Annotated in this window: 17 protein-coding genes and 2 tRNA genes; 5 read left to right on the top strand and 14 right to left on the bottom strand. The window is 60.7% G+C overall.

The window, feature by feature from the left end; all coding sequences use genetic code 11:
- Positions 1 to 2: 2 nt before the first annotated feature.
- The 9 genes from OH720_RS02525 to rnr all read right to left on the bottom strand — a co-directional run bounded on the left by OH720_RS02525 (position 3) and on the right by rnr (position 13,454).
- The gene (locus OH720_RS02525; protein WP_272604433.1) at positions 3 to 3,278 is read right to left on the bottom strand and encodes a transglutaminase family protein; all 3,276 of its coding nucleotides are present in this window, start codon (positions 3,276 to 3,278) and stop codon (positions 3 to 5) included.
- Positions 3,279 to 3,644: 366 nt separating this feature from the next.
- Positions 3,645 to 5,948, bottom strand: a complete 2,304-nt coding sequence (locus tag OH720_RS02520; RefSeq protein WP_272604432.1) for a YgiQ family radical SAM protein — start codon at positions 5,946 to 5,948, stop codon at positions 3,645 to 3,647.
- A gap of 201 nt (positions 5,949 to 6,149) precedes the next feature.
- Positions 6,150 to 7,547: a replicative DNA helicase gene (dnaB, locus tag OH720_RS02515; protein ID WP_008058980.1), complete on the bottom strand. Its 1,398-nt coding sequence runs from the start codon at positions 7,545 to 7,547 to the stop codon at positions 6,150 to 6,152.
- A gap of 132 nt (positions 7,548 to 7,679) precedes the next feature.
- The gene (rplI, locus tag OH720_RS02510; RefSeq protein ID WP_008058981.1) at positions 7,680 to 8,126 is read right to left on the bottom strand and encodes a 50S ribosomal protein L9; all 447 of its coding nucleotides are present in this window, start codon (positions 8,124 to 8,126) and stop codon (positions 7,680 to 7,682) included.
- Positions 8,127 to 8,145: 19 nt separating this feature from the next.
- The gene (locus OH720_RS02505; RefSeq protein ID WP_272604431.1) at positions 8,146 to 9,039 is read right to left on the bottom strand and encodes a hypothetical protein; all 894 of its coding nucleotides are present in this window, start codon (positions 9,037 to 9,039) and stop codon (positions 8,146 to 8,148) included.
- A gap of 36 nt (positions 9,040 to 9,075) precedes the next feature.
- Positions 9,076 to 9,306: a 30S ribosomal protein S18 gene (gene rpsR / locus OH720_RS02500; protein ID WP_002551829.1), complete on the bottom strand. Its 231-nt coding sequence runs from the start codon at positions 9,304 to 9,306 to the stop codon at positions 9,076 to 9,078.
- Between the two features lie 28 nt (positions 9,307 to 9,334).
- Positions 9,335 to 9,757 carry a 30S ribosomal protein S6 gene (gene rpsF / locus OH720_RS02495; protein WP_003217491.1) on the bottom strand — a complete coding sequence of 141 codons (423 nt, stop codon included), beginning with the start codon at positions 9,755 to 9,757 and terminating at the stop codon, positions 9,335 to 9,337.
- 305 nt (positions 9,758 to 10,062) lie between these two features.
- The gene (gene rlmB, locus OH720_RS02490) at positions 10,063 to 10,830 is read right to left on the bottom strand and encodes a 23S rRNA (guanosine(2251)-2'-O)-methyltransferase RlmB (protein ID WP_272604430.1); all 768 of its coding nucleotides are present in this window, start codon (positions 10,828 to 10,830) and stop codon (positions 10,063 to 10,065) included.
- Positions 10,827 to 13,454, bottom strand: a complete 2,628-nt coding sequence (gene rnr, locus OH720_RS02485) for a ribonuclease R (RefSeq protein WP_272604429.1) — start codon at positions 13,452 to 13,454, stop codon at positions 10,827 to 10,829. Before rnr ends, rlmB begins: the two co-directional genes overlap by 4 nt.
- A 225-nt stretch (positions 13,455 to 13,679) precedes the next feature.
- Here rnr and OH720_RS02480 point away from each other — a divergent pair.
- From OH720_RS02480 to OH720_RS02460, 5 genes are all read left to right on the top strand, one after another.
- A tRNA-Leu gene (locus OH720_RS02480) sits at positions 13,680 to 13,766 on the top strand.
- Positions 13,767 to 13,955: 189 nt separating this feature from the next.
- Positions 13,956 to 14,042: transfer RNA gene (locus OH720_RS02475), tRNA-Leu, on the top strand.
- Positions 14,013 to 14,201 (top strand): hypothetical protein, encoded by a 189-nt coding sequence (locus tag OH720_RS02470; protein ID WP_272604428.1) that lies wholly within the window; start codon positions 14,013 to 14,015, stop codon positions 14,199 to 14,201. Before OH720_RS02475 ends, OH720_RS02470 begins: the two co-directional genes overlap by 30 nt.
- A 12-nt stretch (positions 14,202 to 14,213) precedes the next feature.
- Positions 14,214 to 15,224 (top strand): extracellular solute-binding protein, encoded by a 1,011-nt coding sequence (locus tag OH720_RS02465; protein WP_272604427.1) that lies wholly within the window; start codon positions 14,214 to 14,216, stop codon positions 15,222 to 15,224.
- Positions 15,224 to 16,789 carry an ABC transporter permease gene (locus OH720_RS02460; protein ID WP_272604426.1) on the top strand — a complete coding sequence of 522 codons (1,566 nt, stop codon included), beginning with the start codon at positions 15,224 to 15,226 and terminating at the stop codon, positions 16,787 to 16,789. Before OH720_RS02465 ends, OH720_RS02460 begins: the two co-directional genes overlap by 1 nt.
- Positions 16,790 to 16,900: 111 nt before the next feature.
- Here OH720_RS02460 and OH720_RS02455 read toward each other — a convergent pair whose 3' ends face one another.
- The 5 genes from OH720_RS02455 to hflK form a co-directional block, all read right to left on the bottom strand.
- Complete coding sequence (locus OH720_RS02455) at positions 16,901 to 18,835, bottom strand: methyl-accepting chemotaxis protein (RefSeq protein ID WP_272604425.1); 1,935 nt, start codon at positions 18,833 to 18,835, stop codon at positions 16,901 to 16,903.
- Between the two features lie 151 nt (positions 18,836 to 18,986).
- On the bottom strand, positions 18,987 to 20,276 hold the full coding sequence (locus tag OH720_RS02450) for an adenylosuccinate synthase (protein ID WP_180204020.1): 1,290 nt from the start codon (positions 20,274 to 20,276) through the stop codon (positions 18,987 to 18,989).
- A 54-nt stretch (positions 20,277 to 20,330) separates the two neighbouring features.
- Positions 20,331 to 21,518, bottom strand: a complete 1,188-nt coding sequence (locus OH720_RS02445; protein WP_272604424.1) for an ATP phosphoribosyltransferase regulatory subunit — start codon at positions 21,516 to 21,518, stop codon at positions 20,331 to 20,333.
- Positions 21,519 to 21,815: 297 nt separating this feature from the next.
- Positions 21,816 to 22,685 carry a protease modulator HflC gene (gene hflC, locus OH720_RS02440; protein ID WP_008064109.1) on the bottom strand — a complete coding sequence of 290 codons (870 nt, stop codon included), beginning with the start codon at positions 22,683 to 22,685 and terminating at the stop codon, positions 21,816 to 21,818.
- Positions 22,685 to 23,857, bottom strand: a complete 1,173-nt coding sequence (hflK, locus tag OH720_RS02435; RefSeq protein WP_008064111.1) for an FtsH protease activity modulator HflK — start codon at positions 23,855 to 23,857, stop codon at positions 22,685 to 22,687. Before hflK ends, hflC begins: the two co-directional genes overlap by 1 nt.
- Positions 23,858 to 23,905 lie beyond the last annotated feature (48 nt).

Here is a 23,905-nt window from a genome sequence, read left to right as displayed (position 1 = left end):
AATTAGAAACGTCGCAAATCGAGCGTCATCGGCAGCTCGTCGTTAATTTCCATATTGGGTATCGGAAGTTTCCCCGGCGTGTGTCCGATTCGGAAGAAACGCGCCATTCGCCGGCTCTCGGCTTCATTGGCGTTCACTGGCAACGTCTCGTAGTTGCGCCCCCCCGGATGGGCGACGTGATACTGGCAACCGCCCAGCGAACGGCCCATCCAGGTGTCGAGCAGGTCGAACACCAGTGGTGCATGGACCGGGATGGTCGGCTGCAGGCAGTTGGACGGTTGCCAGGCACGGAAGCGCACACCGGCGACGAACTCGCCGACCCGCCCAGTGGGCTGCAACGGCACAGGCATGCCGTTGCAGGTCAGCACATAGCGTTGCGGCGGCAAGCCGCTGAGCTTGACCTGCAGGCGCTCCAGGGACGAGTCGACGTAACGCACCGTGCCACCGACCGCGCCCTCCTCGCCCAGTACATGCCATGGCTCAAGTGCCTGGCGCAGTTCCAGCGCGATGCCCTTGACGGCGTAGTCGCCGACCTTGGGAAAACGGAACTGCAGGTGCGCCGCAAACCACTCCGCCCGCACCGGATAACCGGCGTCGTTGAGATCGGCGATGACGTCGGCGAAATCCTGTTCGATAAAGTGCGGCAACAGGAACCGGTCATGCAGTTCGGTGCCCCAGCGCGCCAGTTTTGGCGGTGCATAAGGCTCACGCCAGAACCGGGCAACCAATGCCCGCAGCAATAGCTGCTGGGCCAGGCTCATGCGCGCATGGGGTGGCATTTCAAAAGCGCGCAACTCCAGCAAACCCAGGCGACCGGTCGCGCCATCCGGTGAATAGAGCTTGTCGATGCAGAACTCGGCGCGATGGGTGTTGCCGGTCACGTCGATCAACAGGTTGCGCAGCAGGCGATCCACCAGCCACGGCGCGCACTCTTCGCCCGGCGCAGGCATCTGGGCGAAGGCGATTTCCAGTTCATACAAGGCGTCGTTGCGCGCTTCGTCGACGCGTGGGGCCTGGGACGTCGGGCCGATGAACAGTCCGGAAAACAGGTAGGACAAGGACGGATGGTTATGCCAGTAGCTGATCAGGCTGCGCAGCAAATCCGGACGCCGCAGAAACGGTGAGTCCGCCGGTGTCGCGCCCCCCAGTACGAAGTGGTTGCCGCCACCGGTGCCGGTGTGCCGGCCGTCGATCAGGAATTTCTCGGTGGTGAGTCGGGTCTGGCGCGCTTCTTCGTAAAGAAATTCAGTGCGCTCAACCAACTCGTCCCAGGTCGCGGATGGCTGCACGTTGACTTCGATCACGCCGGGATCAGGGGTGATGCGAAAGTTGCTCAAGCGCGGATCGCTCGGCGGCTCGTAACCTTCCAGCAATACCGGGCAATTGAGCTCCCGGGCCGTGGCCTCGATGGCTGTCACTAACTCCAGATAATCCTCGACCCGCTCCAGCGGCGGCATGAACAGGTATAACCGGCCTTCACGTGCTTCCGCGCAGAAGGCGGTGCGGGTCAGCCAGTCAGCGGACTCATCGACCTTCGGTGCCCGATCTTCAACCAGCGCCGCGGCGCCCTGGCGCTGCAGTTGGTCTGTACCAGGTAGCGCCGGGAAATCCTGATTGGGATCTTTGGGGTGAATGAACGGATACTCCGCCGCCTTCACCCAAGGCTGCGAACCCAGAGGCAGGCGATACCCCAGCGGTGAGTCCCCCGGCACCAGGCGGCAGTGCTCGTCACGCAGGTACCACCGGCCGCTTTGCCACTGATCGCCCTTGGCGGTGCGCGCTAAGGGCAGGACCTGGCCAATCACCTTGTCCAGGCCCTGACTGAAGACTTTGCGCAAACGCGCACGCTCCAGGGGCTCTTCGAGTCGTGAGTCTTCAGCGCTGACATTCTGCGGCAAAGTACCTTCGCGCCAGAGGTAATAGAAATTGTCTTCGTAGGCTGGAAATACAAAGCGCGTAGGAATGTTCAAACGCTCGGCAACACTCGCCAGAAAACGCCCCGCCAGCTCGCCATTGGCGCCGTAATCCTGCTGCTCGTCGGCGATCAGCGCGCTGTCATGCCAGATCGGCACACCGTCGCGCCGCCAATAGCAATTGAGCGACCAGCGCGGCAGTTGTTCGCCGGGATACCATTTGCCCTGGCCAAAATGCACCAGGCCTTGCGGGGCATACCGCTTGCGCATGCGCTGGAACAGTTCGGCGGACAGCCGCCGCTTGTTCGGCCCCAGCGCCGCGGTGTTCCACTCGGCACCGTCCGGATCATCGATGGACACAAAGGTCGGCTCACCGCCCATGGTCAGGCGCACATCGCCTTCGAGCAGGTCGGCATCGATCTGCCGGCCCAGGGCCTGAATCGCCAGCCACTGCTCTTCGGTGTAGGGCTTGGTGACCCTTGGCGCCTCCCAGATCCGCTCCACCGACATTTCATGGCTGAATTCGCACTCGCACGGTTCCACCAAGCCACTGATCGGTGCCGCAGAGGATGGATCGGGACTACAGGCCAACGGGATGTGTCCTTCACCGGCAAACAGCCCGGAGGTTGCATCCAGGCCGATCCAGCCAGCACCGGGCAGATACACCTCACACCAGGCATGCAGGTCGGTGAAGTCCACTTCGGTCCCGGAAGGACCGTCGAGGCTTTTCAGGTCGGCGGTCAATTGAATCAGGTAACCCGACACGAAGCGCGCAGCCAGTCCCAGGTGACGCAGCAGTTGTACCAACAACCACGCTGAATCGCGGCAGGAACCGGAGGCCTGCTCCAGGGTGTGCTCGGGCGTTTGCACCCCCGGCTCCATGCGGATCAGGTAGTTGATGTCTTCGCTCAGACGCTGGTTGAGCGCAACGAGGAAATCCACCGCCGGCAATGGCGTGCGGTCGATGCCGTCCAGATAGGCCTTGAACTTCGGCGTCAGGGGCAAGGTTTCCAGGTACGGCGCCAGCTCCTTGCGTTCGTCGGTCGCGTAAGCGAATGGGATTTTTTCGGCGTAAGGCTCAAGGAAAAAGTCGAACGGATTGAACACCGCCATTTCCGCCAGCAGATCGACTTCGATCCGCAGCTCGTCGGTTTTCTCCGGGAACACCAGCCGCGCCAGGTAATTACCCTGGGGGTCCTGCTGCCAATTGATGAAATGCTGCTCAGGCGAGACTTTCAGCGCATAGGAAAGTATCCGCGTGCGGCTGTGGGTGGCGGGACGCAGGCGAACAATCTGCGGGCCCAACTCGACAGCGCGGTCATAGCGGTAATGTGTGACGTGGTGCAATGCGACATGAATCGACACGGCGTGCCTCCTGCGAGCCCTAAGCGTATTGGAAAGCGCGCAAGACTTATGCCATCCAGCAGTGCTGGCGCTTTCTCCCGTTGCAGGAGGCAGTACAGCACCAAAATCGGGCGATGCGGGAAATTGGTTGGAGAGAGTTGCACGGATTTGTGGCGGGAAGTTGTGAAGTCGCCGCCTGCTCGGGCCTCTTCGCGGGCAAGCCCGCTCCCACAGGGATCTGCTGCGAACACACAATCGCGTGCAACCTCGAACACTGTGGGAGCGGGCTTGCCCGCGAAGAGGCCAGTGGCTCCAGCACAAATGGTTAAACCCTGAAACGCAAAACGCCAACCCGAAGGTTGGCGTTTTGTTCAGCTCAAGCGAGGCTTAGCGCGGCACGACCGGCTTGCGCGTAGGCTTGGGCCCCTTGCCTTTGGCCGCTTCCTTGCGCTCCTTGGCCGCCTGCTGGTTGCGGGCGAATGCCGCCGCCTTGGCCTGCTCACGCTTGTCCCACGGGTTGCCGCCATCGCTGGCGCGTGGTGGCAGGCCGGTGTGCTGGGTCAGGATCTTGGTGGTCTTTTCCCCTGCAACCTTGTGGCTACCGGCCGGCGTCGAGTTCTTGCGACGGGCGCTCTGGTAGCTGTCGGTGGACGGCTGGTGCAGCGGGATCAACTGGTTCTTGCCCGGCCCGATCAGATCGGCACGGCCCATGCGGGTCAGCGCCTCACGCAGCATCGGCCAGCCTTTCGGATCGTGATAACGCAGGAACGCCTTGTGCAGGCGACGCTGCTCCTCGCTCTTGACGATGGTGACCGCGTCACTCTTGTACGTAACCTTGCGCAGCGGGTTCTTGCCCGAGTGGTACATCGCGGTGGCGGTAGCCATCGGCGACGGGTAGAACGCCTGCACCTGGTCAGCACGGAAACCGTTGCCCTTGAGCCACAGCGCCAGGTTCATCATGTCTTCGTCGGTGGTGCCCGGGTGGGCCGCGATGAAGTACGGAATCAGGTACTGCTCTTTCCCGGCTTCCTTCGAATACTTCTCGAACATGCGCTTGAACTTGTCATAGCTGCCGATGCCCGGTTTCATCATCTGGTTGAGCGGACCTTCCTCGGTATGTTCCGGGGCGATCTTCAGGTAGCCACCGACGTGGTGGGTCACCAGCTCTTTAACGTATTCCGGCGACTCGACCGCGAGGTCATAACGCAGGCCGGAAGCGATCAGGATCTTCTTCACACCCGGCAATTCACGGGCGCTGCGGTACAACTGGATCAGCGCCGAGTGGTCGGTGTTCAGGTTCGGGCAGATGCCGGGGAACACGCAGGACGGCTTGCGGCACGCGGATTCGATTTCCGGGGTCTTGCAGGCGATGCGGTACATGTTCGCGGTCGGGCCGCCCAGGTCAGAGATCACGCCGGTAAAACCGGGAACCTTGTCACGAATTTCTTCGATCTCGCGAATGATCGACTCGTGGGAGCGGTTCTGGATGATCCGGCCTTCGTGCTCGGTGATCGAGCAGAAGGTACAGCCGCCGAAGCAGCCACGCATGATGTTCACCGAGAAGCGGATCATGTCGTAGGCCGGGATCTTCTCCTTGCCATACGCCGGGTGCGGAATGCGGGCGTAAGGCATGCCGAAGACGTAGTCCATCTCTTCGGTGGTCATCGGAATCGGTGGCGGGTTGAACCAGACGTCGACTTCACCGTGCTTCTGCACCAGGGCACGGGCGTTGCCCGGGTTGGTTTCCAGGTGCAGCACGCGGTTGGCGTGGGCGTAGAGCACCGCGTCGTTACGGACCTTTTCCACCGACGGCAGACGGATCACGGTCTTGTCGCGGGTCATCTTCGGGCTGGCCAGGATCTGTACGACCTTGGCTTCCTGCGGGTCTTCAACCGGCCCCTTTTCCTGCTCGATGGCGCAGGCCTGGGTGTCCTGGGTGTTCACGTACGGGTTGATGATCTTGTCGATCTTGCCCGGACGGTCGATTCGCGTGGAGTCGACTTCGTACCAGTCTTTGGGTGTGTCGCGACGGATGAACGCGGTGCCGCGCACATCGGTGATGTCTTCGATCTTGTGACCGTAGGACAGGCGCTGGGCGACTTCGACGATCGCACGCTCGGCGTTGCCGTAGAGCAGGATGTCGGCGCAGGCGTCGATCAGGATCGAGTTACGCACCCGGTCCTGCCAGTAATCGTAGTGGGCGATGCGGCGCAGGGACGCTTCGATGCCACCGAGCACGATCGGCACGTGCTTGTAGGCTTCCTTGCAGCGCTGGCTGTAGACCAGGCTCGCGCGATCCGGACGCTTGCCCGCCAGGCCACCCGGGGTGTAGGCGTCGTCGGACCGGATTTTCTTGTCGGCGGTGTAGCGGTTGATCATCGAGTCCATGTTGCCGGCCGCGACACCGAAGAACAGGTTCGGCTCGCCAAGCTTCATGAAATCGTCTTTGGACTGCCAGTTCGGCTGGGCAATGATCCCGACGCGGAAGCCCTGGGACTCCAGCAGCCGGCCGATGATCGCCATGCCGAACGACGGGTGATCGACGTAGGCATCACCGGTGACGATGATGATGTCGCAGGAATCCCAGCCAAGCTGATCCATCTCCTCCCTGCTCATCGGCAGGAATGGCGCTGGTCCGAAACATTCGGCCCAGTACTTGGGATAGTCAAATAACGGCTTGGCTGCTTGCATGTCGATAACCGGTGTTGGCTTTCATTGAATTTCGCGGGCGCGGAATATAGCACAAATTTTGACCAATTCCGACGGCTGTGGTCGGAAATTGCGACGCCCCCATCGCGGGCAAGCCTCGCCCCTACAGACGGAGGGATTCTGTAGGAGCGAGCGGGCGGCGATCCGACTTGCCCGCGAAGAGGCCCGATCAGACGCTACAAATCACTCGTCGTCGTCGAAGTTGTAGCTACCCGGCGCCAGGTTCTCGAATCGCGTGTATTTGCCGATAAAGGCCAGACGAATAAAGCCGATCGGCCCGTTACGCTGCTTGCCGATGATGATCTCGGCAATGCCTTTGTGCTCGGTCTCCGGGTGATACACCTCGTCGCGGTACACGAACATGATCACGTCGGCGTCCTGCTCGATCGCTCCGGATTCGCGCAAGTCGGAGTTCACCGGGCGCTTGTTCGGGCGTTGTTCCAGGGAACGGTTGAGCTGTGACAGCGCAACGACCGGGCAGTTGAATTCCTTGGCCAGGGCTTTCAGGGATCGGGAGATCTCGGAAATCTCGTTGGTCCGGTTGTCACCGCTGGAGCCCGGGATCTGCATGAGTTGCAGGTAGTCGATCATGATCAGGCCGACTTCGCCATGCTCACGCACCAGACGGCGGGTCCGCGCACGCATTTCCGACGGGCTGATACCGGCGGTATCGTCGATGAACAGCTTGCGATCGTTGAGCAGGTTGACCGCCGAGGTCAGGCGTGGCCAATCGTCATCTTCCAGCTGGCCGGAACGCACCTTGGTCTGGTCGATGCGCCCCAACGACGACAACATACGCATGATCAGCGATTCGCCTGGCATCTCCAGCGAGTAAACCAGAACCGCCTTCTCGCTGCGCAACACGGCGTTTTCCACCAGGTTCATGGCAAAGGTGGTCTTACCCATGGACGGACGGCCGGCGACGATGATCAAGTCGGCCGGCTGCAGGCCGCTGGTCTTCTCGTCGAGGTCGGTATAACCGGTGGACAGGCCGGTGATGGCGTTGTCGGTGTTGAACAGGGTGTCGATGCGGTCGATGGCCTTGGTCAGCAGGTCATTCACACCCACCGGGCCGCCGGTTTTTGGCCGGGCCTCGGCGATCTGGAAGATCTGCCGCTCAGCTTCGTCGAGAATCTCGGCGGCGGTACGGCCTTCCGGGTTGAAGGCGCTGTCGGCGATCTCGGTGCTGATGCCGATCAACTGGCGCAGGGTCGCCCGCTCACGAACGATTTGCGCATAGGCCTTGATGTTGGCGACAGACGGCGTGTTTTTCGCCAGCTCGCCCAGGTAACCGAGGCCGCCGACCTGCGAGGTCTGACCTTCCTTGTCCAGTTGCTCGGACAGGGTCACGACGTCGATCGGCATGTTCTGATCGGCCAGCTTGGCGATCGCACGGAAAATCAGACGGTGGTCATGTCGATAGAAATCGCCGTCGGAGACTTGATCGAGCACGCGTTCCCAGGCGTTGTTGTCCAGCATCAGACCACCGAGTACAGCCTGTTCGGCTTCGATGGAATGCGGCGGCACCTTCAGCGCGGCGGTTTGCAGATCGTATTGCTCGGGAGCAGAGATTTCGTTCATGGCCACTTGGTTTTTTGAAAAGCAGGGGTTTGAAAACGGGTGTTACCAGAAAGACAAAGGGCACGACCTGTGAACAGGATCGTGCCCGATGTTACCGGCAAGCACCCGAGGGTGCCAGCCGACAAGTGCTGCTTAAGCTGCTACCACGACAACGCGTACGGTGGCTTCAACTTCGGCGTGCAGGTGCACGGCTACGTCGAATTCACCTACGTTGCGGATGGTGCCGTTCGGCAGACGAACTTCGCTTTTCGCTACTTCAACGCCGGAGGCGGTCAGTGCGTCAGCGATGTCGTGAGTACCGATCGAACCGAACAGCTTGCCTTCGTCGCCAGCGGTGGCAGTGATGGTCACTTCCAGCTCGGCCAGTTGGGCAGCGCGGCTTTCAGCCGACGATTTACGATCTGCTGCGGCTTTTTCCAGCTCAGCACGACGCTCTTCGAACGCAGCCAGGTTGGCTGGGGTCGCAGCGGTAGCTTTGCCGTAAGGCAGCAGGTAGTTACGACCGTAACCAGCCTTAACGTTCACTTTGTCACCCAGGTTGCCCAGGTTGGTGACTTTTTCCAGAAGGATCAGTTGCATGTGAAAATCCTCTTAACTTTTAACCTTCACCGTTCGCGTCATCGGCGTCTTTCGGCGCCAGACGACCGCGAAAATCAATCAGGCTGTCGACGATGGCCAAGACCACCAGCAACGGATAGATCAGCTGCATGAACAGCAACAGCGTGACGTACAACCCCACCAGCCAGAATCTGGCCAGTCGCTTTTGCGCCACCAGCCCGTGAATCAGGGCCAGCCCGGCGAAAACCAGCGGTACGCTGCACAGCGGTACAAGCATGGACATCTGGACACCGAGATTCGGTGTCACAACCATGCCCGCCAGCAGCAACATCGCGGGACCCAGCGGGATTCGGACGGCGCGAAACTCGCGACCGAAACCACCGGGGTTGTACAACAACGCCTGCCAGTAGCGCCCGACAATCAGGCTCAGCACACTGACGATTTGCAACAAGGCCGCAATCAGGCCGGTCAGGATTGGTGTAATCAGGGACGCGAAACGCGCTTGCTCGTCTACCGACATTTGCTGGTAGACCTCACCGAGTAGCGACGGCATGACTTTTATCAAAGCCTGCGCCAGCATCTCGATCTGGGGACCGAAAACCGCCCCCAGCACCACTGAAAACACCACTCCCATCGCTATGCTGACCAGCAGCACGCGGTTCCAGGACTCGCTTGCGCGCAAAACCAACGCAAGGCTCGCAGACCCCAGCAGCACCAGAAGTGCTCGTGGGTCGTCGGAGTAAAGCCACCAGATCAACGCCGGCAGCAGTCCCAGAGCAAGAACGCCCAGGGCGTCCTTCAATCCGCGCCGCAGGAGCACAAGGCATCCGGCGGCAGCACCCAACCAATACAACAACGGCAATGCCGCGCATCCAGCCACTACGAGAGTGGCCTGCATACGGCCCCGCATGATGAACTCAGCTAAGGCACGCATACATTCAATCCTTTGCTACGTGTCGACTGCCCGGTCTCAGCGGCCGTGGCTGTCGGTGTAGGCCAGCAGGGCCAGGAAGCGGGCGCGCTTGATAGCGGTGGCCAGCTGACGCTGATAACGAGCTTTGGTACCGGTGATGCGGCTTGGAACGATTTTGCCGGTCTCGGATACGTAGGCTTTCAGAGTGTTGAGATCTTTGTAATCGATCTCTTTCACGTCTTCAGCGGTGAAGCGGCAGAATTTACGACGACGGAAGAAACGTGCCATTTGATAGGCTCCTTAAAAGGTCCGTGGATTACTCGTCAGCGTTATCGCTGTTGTCGCTGTCATCACTATCAGCGCTTTCAGCGCCTTCGTGCTCAGGACGGTCGCGACGCTCACGGCGCTCACTGCGGTTTTCTTCAGCCTTGAGCATCTCGGATTGGCCGGTAACGGCTTCTTCGCGACGGATGACCAGGTTACGGATCACTGCATCGTTGTAGCGGAAGTTGTCTTCCAGCTCGGCCAGGGCCTTGCCAGTGCACTCAACGTTCAGCATCACGTAGTGAGCCTTGTGAACATTGTTGATTGCGTAGGCCAGTTGACGACGGCCCCAATCTTCCAGACGGTGGATTTTGCCGCCGTCTTCTTCGATCAGCTTGGTGTAACGCTCAACCATGCCGCCGACTTGCTCGCTTTGATCCGGGTGGACCAAAAAGATGATTTCGTAATGACGCATGAATGCTCCTTACGGGTTGTAGCCTGCCGCTCAAAAGCGGTCAGACAAGGAGTGAATGACACTTATGGACTTGTGGACGCTAGACACGTTGGTGCCTGCCATCACAGCAAGGGGCGCAATTGTAGAGAAGGGGCGTGGGAGGCGCAAGGGAATTGGTGATTATTTGAACAACCCTCAATTCATACCACACCACAAGACACTGTGGGAGCGAGCCTGCTCGCGATGGGGGCGCAACATTCAACATTGATGCTGAATGTAACTCCGCTATCGCGAGCAGGCTCGCTCCCACAGGGACTACAACTGGATCACGCTTTTTTAGCGGCAGCCTTGGCTTTGACGCTGCGCTGGCGCTGCGCTTCGAACAGGCACACACCCGTTGCCACGGACACGTTGAGACTGCTGACGCTACCGGCCATCGGCAGGTTCACCAGATAGTCGCAATGCTCGCGGGTCAGGCGACGCATGCCTTTGCCTTCGGCACCCATGATCAGGATGGTCGGGCCTGTCAGGTCCTGATCATACAGGCTGACTTCAGCTTCACCGGCCGTACCGACAACCCACAAACCACGCTGCTGGAGTTTTTCCAGGGTGCGCGCCAGGTTGGTCACCGCCACCAGCGGAATCACTTCCGCCGCACCGCAGGCGATTTTTCGTACAACCGGCGTCAGAGTCGCCGACTTGTCCTTCGGTACGATCACTGCCAGCGCACCCGCCGCATCGGCGGAACGCAGGCAGGCACCGAGGTTGTGCGGATCGGTCACGCCGTCGAGCACCAGCAACAACGGAGCGCCTTCCGTGCGATCGAGCAGCTCGTCGAGCATTGCCTCGCCCCAGACCTGGCTCGGACTGACTTCCGCGACCACACCCTGGTGCACGCCTTCAACCCAGGCGTCCATTTCGCGGCGCTCGGCTTGGCCGACCTGAACCCGGTTTTCGTTGGCCAGCTCAATCAGCGTCTGGACCCGAGGGTCATTCCGGCCTTCGGCCAGCCAGATCTGCTTCACGCGTTTCGGGTGATGACGCAACAACGCTTCTACAGCGTGCACGCCATAGATCTTTTCCAACTGACTCATGACTTGGCCTTAGGTTTACGCGCCCCGCCAGTCTTGGCTGGAGCCGAGCCCGCTTTCGGCGGACCTTTACGATGTTTAGTCGGTTTGGCTGGCTTGCCGCCGGCAGCCTTTTCAGGCGCCGACCGGCTGGTCTTTCCCCCAGACGCCGCTTTACCGCCGCTTTTCGCGCCGGCCAGCAACGCCTGCTTCATTTCACGGCTCTTGCGCACTTCGGCGTTTTTCGCCGCCGCATCGCTTGGGCGATAGGCCTCGACAGCTTTTTCCTTGGCAGGACGACGGCCGGTTTTCGCCGGGGCCGGCTCTGCTTCGGCTTTAGCTGCAGGAGCTGCCGTTTCGCTGCCACGTTTTTTGCGGCCGATCGGCGCGCTGATGGTTTTTTCGGCCATCTCGAAGTCGATCTTGCGCTCGTCGAGGTCGACGCGCATCACCCGCACTTCAACCGTGTCGCCAAGGCGGAAGCTGCGACCGGTACGCTCACCGGCCAGGCGGTGGTGCACAGGATCGAAGTGGTAGTAATCGCCCGGCAGCGCGGTGACGTGCACCAAGCCTTCGACGTAGATGTCGGTCAGCTCGACGAACAGGCCAAAGCCGGTGACCGCGGTGATCACACCCGGGAACGACTCGCCCACGCGATCTTTCATGAACTCGCACTTGAGCCAGTTCACCACGTCACGGGTCGCTTCGTCGGCACGGCGCTCGCTCATCGAGCACTGCTCGCCGAGTTGTTCCAGGGCCGCCTCGTCGTACGGATAGATGCGCGCCTTCGGAATGGTCATCGCACCGGCACGGCGAACGTGCGGGGTATCCTGCTTCGAATGGATCACGCTGCGGATCGCCCGGTGCGTGAGCAAGTCCGGGTAGCGGCGGATCGGCGAGGTGAAGTGGGTGTAAGCCTCGTAATTCAGGCCGAAGTGGCCCTGGTTATCGGCGCTGTACACGGCCTGGCTCAACGAGCGCAGCATCACGGTCTGGATCAAATGGAAATCCGGACGATCTTTGATGCCGGCCAGCAACGCCTGGTAATCCTTCGGCGACGGGCCATCCTTGCCTTTGTGCAGGGACAGGCCGAGCTCACCGAGGAAGGCGCGCAGTTTTTCCAGGCGCTCCGGCGGCGGGCCGTCGTGAACGCGGTACAACGCAGGAATCTCGTGTTTCTTCAGGAATTCGGCGGTGGCCACGTTGGCCGCCAGCATGCATTCCTCGATCAGCTTGTGCGCGTCGTTGCGGATGGTCGGACGGATTTCCGCGATCTTGCGCTCGGAACCGAAAATGATCCGGGTTTCCTGGGTTTCAAAATCGATCGCGCCACGCACGTGACGAGCGGCCAGTAACACCTTGTACAGTGAATACAGCTGCTTGAGGTGCGGCACCACGTCGGTGTACTCACCGCGAAGCTTGCGCGCTTCGGTGGCTTTCGGCGTTTCCAGCATCGCGCTGACCTTGTTATAGGTCAGGCGGGCGTGGGAGTGGATCACCGCTTCGTAGAAGCAGTAGTCGGTCATCTCGCCGGATTTGGAGATGGTCATCTCGCAAACCATGGCCAGGCGATCGACCTGCGGGTTCAGCGAGCACAGGCCGTTGGACAGCTGCTCAGGCAGCATCGGGATCACGCGCTCGGGGAAGTACACCGAGTTGCCGCGCACCTGGGCCTCGGCGTCCAGCGCCGAACCAAGCTTCACGTAGCTGGAAACGTCGGCAATCGCCACGTACAACTTCCAGCCACCGGAGAACAGGCGCAGCTTGCCCGGACGGGCTTCGCAGTAGACCGCGTCATCGAAGTCGCGGGCATCTTCGCCGTCGATGGTGACGAACGGCAGATGACGCAGGTCGATGCGCTTCTCTTTATCCTTCTCCTCGACTTCCGGCTTGAGCTTGGCGGCTTCCTTGAGCACAGCCTCAGGCCAGACGTGGGGAATGTCGTAGGTACGCAGGGCAACGTCGATCTCCATGCCCGGCGCCATATAGTTGCCCACGACTTCGACCACATCGCCTTGCGGCTGGAAACGTGGTGTCGGCCAGTGAGTAATCTTCACTTCGACGAACTGACCAATCTGCGCGTTCGCATTGCGGCCCGGTGTCACCAGCACTTCCTGCTGGATCTTCGGGTTATCCGCGACGACGAAACCGATACCGCCTTCTTCGAAGTAGCGACCGACGATGGTCTCGTGGGCACGGGATACCACTTCGACGATCATGCCTTCGCGGCGACCGCGACGATCCAGCCCGGAAACACGCGCCAGTGCACGGTCGCCGTCAAACACCAGGCGCATTTGCGCCGGGCTCATGAACAGGTCGTCACTGCCGTCGTCCGGCACTAGGAAACCGAAGCCGTCACGGTGACCGCTGATGCGGCCCAGGATCAGGTCGAGCTTGTCCACCGGCGCATAAGTGCCGCGGCGGGTGTAAATCAGCTGTGCATCGCGCTCCATGGCGCGCAGGCGGCGGCGCAGGGCTTCGATCTGGTCTTCCGTGGTCAGACCAAACTCTTCGACCAGTTGCTCGCGGTTAGCAGGCGAACCCCGATCAGCAAGGTGCTGAAGGATCAGTTCGCGGCTAGGAATGGGGTTTTCATATTTTTCCGCTTCACGAGCGGCCTCGGGATCGAGGGACTGCCAATCGGCCATTAGAGAGTTTTCACCTTGTCTATATGCGGGTTAGTTTGGCATAGGCGTAATGAAACGGGAAATTTCAGGCTAAGACGCCTCATCTAAAGCCCTTTATCGACACCAGGAGACTGACTTGAAGACCGCTGGTGAAATTTTTCAGGTTTTTTTGGTGTCGGGGGTTTACAGTTAAAAACACGCTCCGTATAGTGCGCGCCATCGACGACGGACAACGTTGCCGATACTGCCCAGATGGTGAAATTGGTAGACACGCCAGCTTCAGGTGCTGGTGACCGCAAGGTCGTGGAAGTTCGAGTCTTCTTCTGGGCACCAATTTCGAGCTTGAGATTAGATCAATTTCAAGGCTCACACAAAAACCCGCGAAAGCGGGTTTTTGCATTTCCGGGGTTCTGATCTGCATTTCGGAGGTTCTGATTTATTAATTTCAAATCAGGGGTTTACAGATCTAATTGCGCTCCGTATAGTGCGCCACATCAACAGCGGCAACGCTAGCGATGAAATGCCCAGATGGTGAAATTGGTAGACACGCCAGCTTCAGGTGCTGGTGACCGCAAGGTCGTGGAAGTTCGAGTCTTCTTCTGGGCACCAATTCAAATTCAAGGTTACGGCCTTGAATTTCACAAAAACCCGCGAAAGCGGGTTTTTGCGTTTCCGGGGCTTGAAACCCAGGGCAATTACGCCGTGCAGGGCGCATTTGAGAAACAATATCGTTTATCATTGTTGCAAGATTTTGCAATGCGACAGTGAGGAACCCTGCGAATGATGTTTCGAAATACCCTGCGCCGCGGCATGACCACCACCCTTCTCGGCCTGGCACTCGCCACTCCCCTCACCCAGGCTGCCGACCCAGTCTCCCTGACGCTCTATAACGGCCAACACAAGGAAGTCGGCGATGCGGTCGCCAAAGCCTTCGAAGCCAAGACAGGCATTCACGTCAATGTGCGCAAAGGCAGCAGCAACCAGCTCGCCAGCCAGGTCGTCGAAGAAGGCGATCGCTCCCCCGCCGACGTAATCTACGCCGAAGAATCGCCACCACTGAACAAACTCGGTGAGCAAGGCTTCCTGGCCAAGGCCGATGACACCACGCTGGCAGTCCTGCCCAAGGACTATGTCGCCGCCGACGGCACCTGGATTGGCGTCACCGCTCGGGTGCGCGTCGTCGCGTTCAACCCGAAACTGGTCGACGAAAAAGACCTGCCGAAATCGGTGATGGAATTCTCCGATCCAAAATGGCAGGGCAAGGTCGGCTTCGTACCCACCAGCGGCGCGTTCCAGGAACAAGCCGTGGCGATCATCAAGGTGCATGGCATGGAGGCTGCGGAAGAATGGCTGACCGGCTTGCGCGCCTTCGGCAAGACCTACAGCAACAACATGGTTGCCCTCAAAGCCGTGGAAAACGGCGAAGTGGCGACGGTATTGGTGAACAACTACTACTGGTTCGCCTTGCAGCGTGAAAAGGGCCAGCTCGACTCGAAACTGCATTACTTCAGCGGCGGTGACGTCGGCGGCCTGATTACCGTATCGAGCGCGGCCGTGCTGAAATCCAGCAAACACCCAAAAGAAGCCCAGCAATTGCTCGCCTATATGGCCAGTGAAGAAGGCCAGCGCGTGATCACCCAGACCACCGCCGAATACCCGCTGCACAAAGGCATGCAATCGGATCGCGGCCTCAAGCCGTTCAGCGAACTGCAAGCGCCGAAAGTCACGCCCGCTGACTTGGGCAATGCCGAAGAAGCCCTGGAGCTGGAACGCGAGGTTGGCCTGAACTGATGAGCGCATCGCTATCCGCCTCCGCCACGCAAGGCCGGTATGTGCCAGGGCGTAAGCGGCCTTCCATCTGGCTGGTTCTGCCGGTTCTACTGCTGGTCGTGCTCAGCGTGCTACCCCTGGCGTACGTCGGCCTGAAAGCCTGGCAAGCCGGCTGGGCCCAGGCGCTGCACTTGCTGTGGCGGCCTTATGTGTTTGGCCTGCTGCGCAACACCCTGGCGCTGATGATCGGCGTGACGCTGGCGTGCGGCGTGATTGGCCTGTCGCTGGCATGGCTGCTGGAACGCAGCAATCTGCCGGGGCGACGCCTGTGGGGTGTGGTTCTGTGCTTGCCGTTCGCCGTACCGGCGTTTGTCAGCAGCTTTACCTGGGTGTCGCTGAGCGCACATTTCGAAGGGCTCGGCGGGGCGATCCTGGTGATGAGCCTGTCCAAATACCCGCTGATCTTTCTGCCCGTGGCCGCCACCCTTCGCAATCTCGACCCCTCGCTGGAAGAGTCTGCCCGCACCCTGGGACAGAATCGCTGGGGGGTGTTTTTCCGCGTCACCCTGCCGCTGCTCTGGCCTTCGCTGCTGGCGGGGTCGCTGCTGATTGCCCTGCACATGCTGGTGGAATTCGGTGCGCTGTCGATCATCGGCCTGCAAACCTTCACCACCGCGATCTATCAACAGTTCGAGCTGGAGTTCAGCAACGCCAACGCCGCGATGCTCTCGGCGGTGTTGCTGGCGCTGTGTTTGATGTTGCTGTGGCTGGAACTGCGTGTTCGCGGCAAAGGCCGGCACGTGCGCACAGGCCAGGGCGCGGCGCGACAGGCAGAACAGGTTCGCCTGGGGCCGTGGGTGTTCGTGGGACAGCTGTATTGCCTAGTGCTGGCGATCATTGGCAGCGGCATTCCGCTGGGAATGCTGGCGTACTGGCTGGCCGTGGGCTCATCGGCCGCGTTCCCGATCGCCGCGATCAGCGAGGCACTGCTTTCCTCCCTGGCCCTGTCCCTGGGCGGCGCGGCGTTTTGCCTGGTGCTGGCGCTGCCGGTGGGGCTGCTGGTGGTGCGCTATAAAGGGCCGCTGGCAATCTGGGCCGAGCGCTTGCCGTATCTGCTGCACGCGCTGCCGGGGCTGGTGATCGCGCTGACCCTGGTTTATTTCGCGCTGCACTATGTGCCGGTGTTGTACCAGACTTCGACGCTGTTGCTGATTGCTTATGCGCTGCTGTTTCTGCCGCTGGCCCAGGCACCGATTCGCACAGCGCTGAACAAGGCTGCGCCGCAACTGGAAGAGGCTGCACGCACGTTGGGGGCATCTTCGTTCAGTGCCTTTTGCCGGATAACGCTGCCGATCATTTTCCCGGCGCTGGGGGCGGCGTTTGCGCTGGTGTTTCTGGATGCGATGAAGGAACTGACGGCAACCCTGCTCTTGAGCCCGACCGGACTCAATACACTGGCCACCGAGGTGTGGGCGCATACCGCGAATGTGGAGTTTGCAGCGGCGGCGCCTTATGCGGCGTTGTTGATATTGGTGTCGGGGTTGCCCGTCTACCTGTTAACGACCCGGATGTATTTGAGCCGCTGAGGCCGTCATCGCGAGCAAGCTCGCTCCCACATTTGATCGCGTTCTTTCTGGGAGAACTCGGTCAACTGTGGGAGCGAGCTTGCTCGCGATGAGGCCGGCCCCGGCGACACATTACGCCCTGAACTGCCCCAGACTGGCCTTGAGCTGCGCCGCCAGCCCATCCAGCACCTTGCCACTGGCCGTGGTTTCCACCACCGCCTGGGCCGCCTTCTCGGCTTGCACATGAATGGTCTCGACCCGACCGCGCACCGCCTGGGCTCCCCGGGCCTGATGCTCGGCGGCCTGGGTCGCCAGGCCGATCGCCGTGTGCACCTGTTCAACCGAAGCCTGCACCGATTGCTGCAACCGCGCACTGTCACGTAGAACCAACAGCCCCTCACTGGCCTGACGCCCGGCCTGGCCGATTGCGGCCACGGCTTCGCGTGCGCCTTGCTGCAACGCCACGATATGCGCCTGGATATCGCCGGTGGAGCTTTGCGTCTTGCTCGCCAACGCGCGCACTTCGTCCGCCACCACCGCAAAGCCGCGACCGGTTTCGCCAGCGCGCGCCGCTTCAATGGCCGCGTTCAGCGCCAGCAGGTTGGTTTGCTCGGCAATCCCGTGAATCACCGTCAGGACCACCTCGATCTGCTCACTCTGCTGTGCCAGGCGCTCGATCACCTGCGCCCCGGTTTCAACCTGGCCAGCCAACGCTTCAATCAGGTTGCCGACTTTCGCCGAGGTCCGGGTGTTTTCGTCGGTGGCCTGACGAATATCCACCACCTGCTTCAATGCCGCTTGCATGGCCTGGCTTTCGGACTGTGCCTCATCCGCCATTCGCGACAAGGCCCGCAGACTTTCAGCCACCTCATCGCGCTGCATGCCTGCCGCCGCATCGGCCCCCGCGTTGCGCAATGTCATGGCACCGATTTCCACACCGGTACGCTGAGCGACATCACCCGCCTCGCGCACGATCGGCTGCAACTTGTCGACAAAGCGATTGACCGCCGACGCCATGTCGCCGATTTCGTCCTTGCTGCTGATCTGCACGCGCTTGGTCAGGTCGCCCTCACCCGCCGCCAGGTCATCCATGGCGACAATCAGCATCCTCAGGCGGTTGACGACTCGACGCCCGAGCACGACCGCCAGCAACAGCAGGACACCAAAACCCACCACCGCCAGACTCACACCAATACGCCAGCGCAGGGTAGTCGCAGCCTCCTGCACGGTAGCGGTGGTATTGGCTTTCATTTCAGCGGCCGTTGCCTGGGCCGATTGCAGACGTGCACCCATGGCTGCCGCACTGTCGGCCGCCGCGCCCTTGAGGCTGTCGCCCACCAGCTGGTCGCCACTGGCGATCAACGCCGAGAAGCGCTTATCCAACGCCGCCAGGTCGGCCTCTACCGACGCCGTCGAGACGCCCATCAGGACCTTGCCGATTTCCACGCCATTCGGGTTGATCGAGGCCTCGATGTAAAAGACCGACGGATCGTTCTTGGCCGCATCCAGCACCTTGTCCAGCGCGCGCTCGCCCTGGCCTTTTTCCAAAAGGGCCTTATTGATCGGGTTTTCCCGGTTGAGGTAGCGCGTCAGATGCTGGCCCGTGGCGTCGTCATACACCACGAACAGGACGTTGGGGTTGCGCTGGGCCCGACGGGCGAACTCGGACAAGGTCGGCACGTCGTTGTCCCACATGGCGCGCGGCGCCACCGACGCCAGAAGCTGCGCCATGTCGCTGGCGGAGTCCTTCAGGTCTTTTTCCAGGGTCGAACGCAACTGCGCCTGTTCATCCTTCAGGCGCTCAGACAAGCCAGCCGTAAGGCGTTGACGCGTACTGGCGGAAAGGCTGTCGAGGCTCGACGTGACTTCCCGCCCCGCCTGCTCGAGCTCACCAGATAGTTTTTGACTGTCTGCGCCCAGGCGCTGAGCGAGATCGGCTTCCAGCGCCGTCACGGTGCTGCGAGTCAGCGCGACCGCCACCAGTACCTGCACCAAAAGGGCGATACCAAGGGTAACGAACACGGGCCGCAACAAACGGCTTTGTAACAATGAGAGAACGGCCGACACTTGAAATCCCTCTGCATTAGCGCCATTAAATTGATGGCACGCCCGAAAGTGACACGTTAGGCAAAGCTAATAGCAAAGGTCATGCCGTACGACAGGCATAAACGACAAAGGCCCCTATCAAGGGGCCTTTGTTTTTTACATCAACAACTTATCAAGCGAACGGGTGGCGCAGAACGATGGTTTCGTTTCGGTCCGGACCCGTCGAAATAATGTCGATCGGCGCGCCGATCAGCTCTTCAACACGCTTGATGTAGGCACGGGCGTTGGCCGGCAGCTCTTCCAGAGTCTTGGCGCCCACGGTCGATTCGGTCCAGCCCGGCACTTCTTCGTACACAGGCTGCAGGCCTACGTAGCTGTCGGCGTCGGTTGGGGCAACGTCATTGCCGTTTGCGTCTTTGTAGCCGACGCAGATGTTGATGGTTTCCAGACCGTCGAGTACGTCCAGCTTGGTCAGGCAGATGCCCGAGATGCTGTTCACATCGATAGCGCGACGCAGGATAACGGCGTCAAACCAGCCGCAACGACGAGCACGACCGGTGGTTGCGCCGAACTCGTGACCCTGCTTGGCCAGGTGAGCGCCGACTTCGTCGAACAGTTCCGTCGGGAAAGGACCCGAACCTACACGCGTGGTGTAAGCCTTGGTGATGCCCAGGATGTAGTCCAGGAACATAGGGCCAACACCCGAACCGGTAGCTACGCCGCCAGCCGTGGTGTTAGAGCTGGTCACGTACGGGTAGGTACCATGGTCGATGTCCAGCAGGGAGCCTTGGGCGCCTTCGAACATGATGTCCTTGCCAGCGCGACGCAGGCCGTGCAGCTCGGCAGTCACGTCCAGCATCAGCGGCTTGAGCAGCTCAGCGTATTCTTTGCATTCGGCCAGGGTCTTTTCGAATTCGATGGCTGGCTCTTTGTAGTAACCCACCAGCATGAAGTTGTGGTAATCCACCAGCTCACGCAGCTTGTCTTCAAAGCGCGGCATGTTGAGCAGGTCGCCCACACGCAGACCACGACGTGCAACCTTGTCTTCGTAGGCCGGACCGATGCCGCGACCGGTGGTACCGATCTTCAGCTCGCCACGAGCCTTTTCACGGGCCTGATCCAGTGCAACGTGGAAGGACAGGATCAGCGGGCAGGAAGGGCTGATACGCAGGCGCTCGCGCACCGGTACGCCTTTCTCTTCCAGCTTGACGATTTCACGCATCAGGGCGTCAGGTGCAACCACCACGCCGTTGCCGATCAGGCACTGCACGCCTTCGCGCAGTACGCCCGACGGGATCAGGTGCAAGACGGTTTTTTCACCGTCGATCACCAGGGTGTGGCCAGCGTTGTGGCCACCCTGGTAGCGCACTACGGCGGCAGCATGTTCGGTCAGCAGATCAACGATCTTGCCTTTGCCCTCATCACCCCACTGGGTGCCCAGGACTACGACATTCTTACCCATAACACTTGTCCTCATTCGCGCAAACTTGGTGCCGGCGGCAGCCGGCAGGAAAACTCAAGAAGCCAGTGGCGATACTTGCCAAAGCCCGTTCTGCTGAATCAATTGCCGGTCGCAGTCCGCTTCACGGGCGGCGGCCAAAGGTTGTCCAGGCAAGGCCTGGACGACACGCTGACCCTCACTGCGCAACCGGCAAACCTGCTGCCAGAGTGCCGCATCCGTACTGTCAGGCATCCAGATACCGCCAGACGGTAGCTCGATCTCAGCACGCCCCAGGGTCACCAGGGTTTTCAAATCGGTAGAGAAGCCGGTTGCCGGACGGGCGCGACCGAAGTCAGCGCCGATGTCGTCGTAACGACCGCCCTGGGCAATGGACTGGCCAACACCCGGCACGAACACGGCGAACACCACGCCGGTGTGGTAGTGGTAACCGCGCAGCTCGCCCAGGTCGAAGTACAGCGGCAGCTCCGGGAAACGCACGGACAAACGCTCGGCGATTGCCAGCAGGTCGTCCAATGCCGCCAGTACCGCGGCAGGGGCCTTGGCCAGACGCTCACGCGCAGCCGCCAGCACTTCACGGCCGCCACACAGGTCGACCAACGCGCGCAGCATGCCCGACAGGTCAGCCGGCAAGCCTTCGGTCAAGGTAATGACCTCATCGATGGCTTTACGTTGCAATGCATCGAACAACTGTTGTTCAACTTCACCGGACAGACCGGCGGCGCGGGCCAGGCCGCGGTAGATGCCGACATGCCCCAGGTCCATGTGCACATCCGGCACGTCGGCCAGTTGCAGCATGGCGAGCATCAGGCTGATGACTTCCACGTCGCTGCTTGGGCTGGCATCGCCATACAACTCGGCGCCCAACTGGATCGGGCTGCGCGAGGACGACAAGGCACGCGGTTGGGCATGCAGCACGCTACCGGCGTAGCACAGGCGGCTCGGGCCTTCGCGGCGCAGGGTATGCGCATCGATGCGCGCTACCTGCGGCGTGATGTCCGCACGGAAACCCATCTGCCGGCCCGATTGCGGGTCGATGACCTTGAAGGTACGCAGATCCAGGTCCTGGCCCGCGCCGGTCAGCAGGGATTCCAGGTACTCGATATGGGGAGTCACGACAAACTCGTAACCCCAGCTCTGGAACAGATCCAACACCTGGCGACGCGCAACTTCAATACGCGCCGCTTCCGGTGGCAGTACTTCTTCGATGCCATCTGGCAGTAGCCAGCGGTCTACCGTTGCCATTACGCCTTCCCCTGTATCCGGGCGGCCAGCCCTGGGCCGAGCCCTTGAGTGAAGCAGAAAATGATTGTTCCGCGCAGGAACAACGAAGCGAAACGCCTGCTACCGGCTTCGCCAATCACTTTCCTCGAAAAACCTGTCGAGCATTCAGCTCGGGCACCTGCACAAAACAGCATTCAAACATGCAGACGCAAAAAAGCCGGGAATTTCCCGGCTGCCGCATCATACACACGTTTTCCCAAAGGATCACCCCGCCAGAGGTTTTAGCCGCCCGGCGGGATGAATCAGGTCAACGTTGTATCAAGGCTTGGCTTTTTCCAGGTAGTGGAAGAAGTCACTGCTTGGGTCCAGGACCATGACGTCGGATTTGTTCGCGAAGCTTTCACGGTAGGCACGCAGGCTACGGTAGAACGCGTAGAACTCCTGATCCTGACCGTAGGCCTTGGAGTAGATCGAAGCGGCCTGGGCGTCACCGTCACCGCGAATCTCTTCGGATTCACGATAGGCTTCAGCCAACAACACGCGACGTTGACGATCGGCGTCGGCACGGATGCCTTCAGCCAGCTCGTTACCCTTGGCGCGGTGCTCGCGAGCTTCACGCTCACGCTCGGTGCTCATACGCTCGAACACGCTGCGGTTCACTTCCTTCGGCAGGTCGATGGTCTTGACCCGAACATCGACAACCTCGATGCCCAGCTCCTTTTCAGCCATCTTGTTCAGCGAAGCGGTGATATCCGCCATCAGCGCATCACGCTCACCGGACACGACTTCGTGCAAGGTGCGCTTACCGAACTGGTCACGCAGGCCCGATTCGAGACGACGGGACAGACGCTCGTCGGCAATCTGCTTCAGGCCGGAAGTCGCGGTGTAGAAACGCTCGGCGTCCTTCACCCGCCACTTGGCGTAGGCATCGACCATCACGGCTTTCTTTTCCAGCGTCAGGAAGCGTTGCGTCGGTGCATCCAGCGTCATCAGGCGTGCGTCGAATTTACGCACCTGGTTAACGTAAGGCACTTTCACATGCAGGCCTGGCTGAACATCGGTCTGGACCACGCGACCGAACTGCAGCAACACCGCACGCTCGGTCTGAGCCACGATGTAGAAGCAGTTCCAGGCAGCGATCGCCACGACGACGCCGACAATAAGGGCGATCAGCGATTTATTGCTCATCAGCGACTCTCCCTGGTACGTGCTTGCTGTTGCTGCAGATCAGCTGCCGCACGCGCATTCGCTTCATTGCTGGTGGCTGCCGCGCCGGTCACCTGAGTGCTGGTGCTGCGACCACTGTCGACCATTTTGTCCAGCGGCAAGTAGAGCAGGTTGTTCTGGCCATTCTTGTTGCCGGTCACGAGAACCTTGCTGGTGTTGCTGAAGACTTCCTGCATGGTGTCCAGGTACAGACGTTGGCGGGTGACTTCAGGTGCCTTGCGATACTCGGCGACCAGCTTGGTGAAGCGATCGGCCTCACCCTTGGCGCGCGAGACGGTTTCGTCACGGTAGCCGTTGGCATCTTCAAGGATGCGCTGGGCCTGACCACGGGCTTCCGGCACGACGCCGTTGGCATAGGTTTCAGCCTGGTTGCGCGAACGCTGCTCGTCTTCACGGGCGCGGATCACGTCATCGAAGGCTTCTTGCACTTCACGCGGTGCCGCTGCGCTCTGTACGTTGACCTGGGTGACGGTGATACCGGTGCGATAGGTATCCATGAAGCGTTGCAGGCGCTCCTTGATTTCGCTGGCCATCAACTCCCGACCTTCGGTCAGCACCTGGTCCATCGCGGTGGAACCCACCACATGGCGCAGGGCGCTGTCGGTCGCGTGCTGCAGGCTGATTTCCGGCTGATCGACGCTCAGCACGAAGTCCTGCAGGTTGCTGATCTTGTACTGCACGGTCAGCGGCACTTCGACGATGTTTTCGTCTTCAGTCAGCATTTGACCCTGCTTGGTGTACGCCCGCTCACGCGTGACGTTTTCCATGTACTTCTTGTCGATCGGTGGGAAGTAGATATTCAGGCCGGGGCCGACGGTTTCGTAGTACTTGCCGAAGCGCAGCACCACGGCTTGCTCCTGCTCGTCGACGACATAGACCGCGCTGTACAGCCATACGGCCGCCAACACGACCAGGCCGATGCCCAGCAGGCCGCCGAAGCCGCCGCTCTTGCCCGAACCACCACCGTCATCACCACGTTTCTTACCACCACCGAACAACCCGTTCAGGCTTTCCTGCAGCTTTCGGAAGGCCTCGTCGAGATCTGGCGGCCCCTTGCGATCGCCGTTATTACGGCGCTTACCACCCCAAGGATCCTGATTATTCGAGTTGCCACCCGGCTCATTCCAAGCCATAGCGCTCTCCATCTGATAAAGCAAAGACGCACCCACGGCGCGCCGACC

This window comes from Pseudomonas sp. WJP1 (assembly GCF_028471945.1).
Classification (GTDB): domain Bacteria; phylum Pseudomonadota; class Gammaproteobacteria; order Pseudomonadales; family Pseudomonadaceae; genus Aquipseudomonas.
Note: the sequence above shows the minus strand (reverse complement) of the source record. Positions and strands in the feature narration are given on the sequence as shown.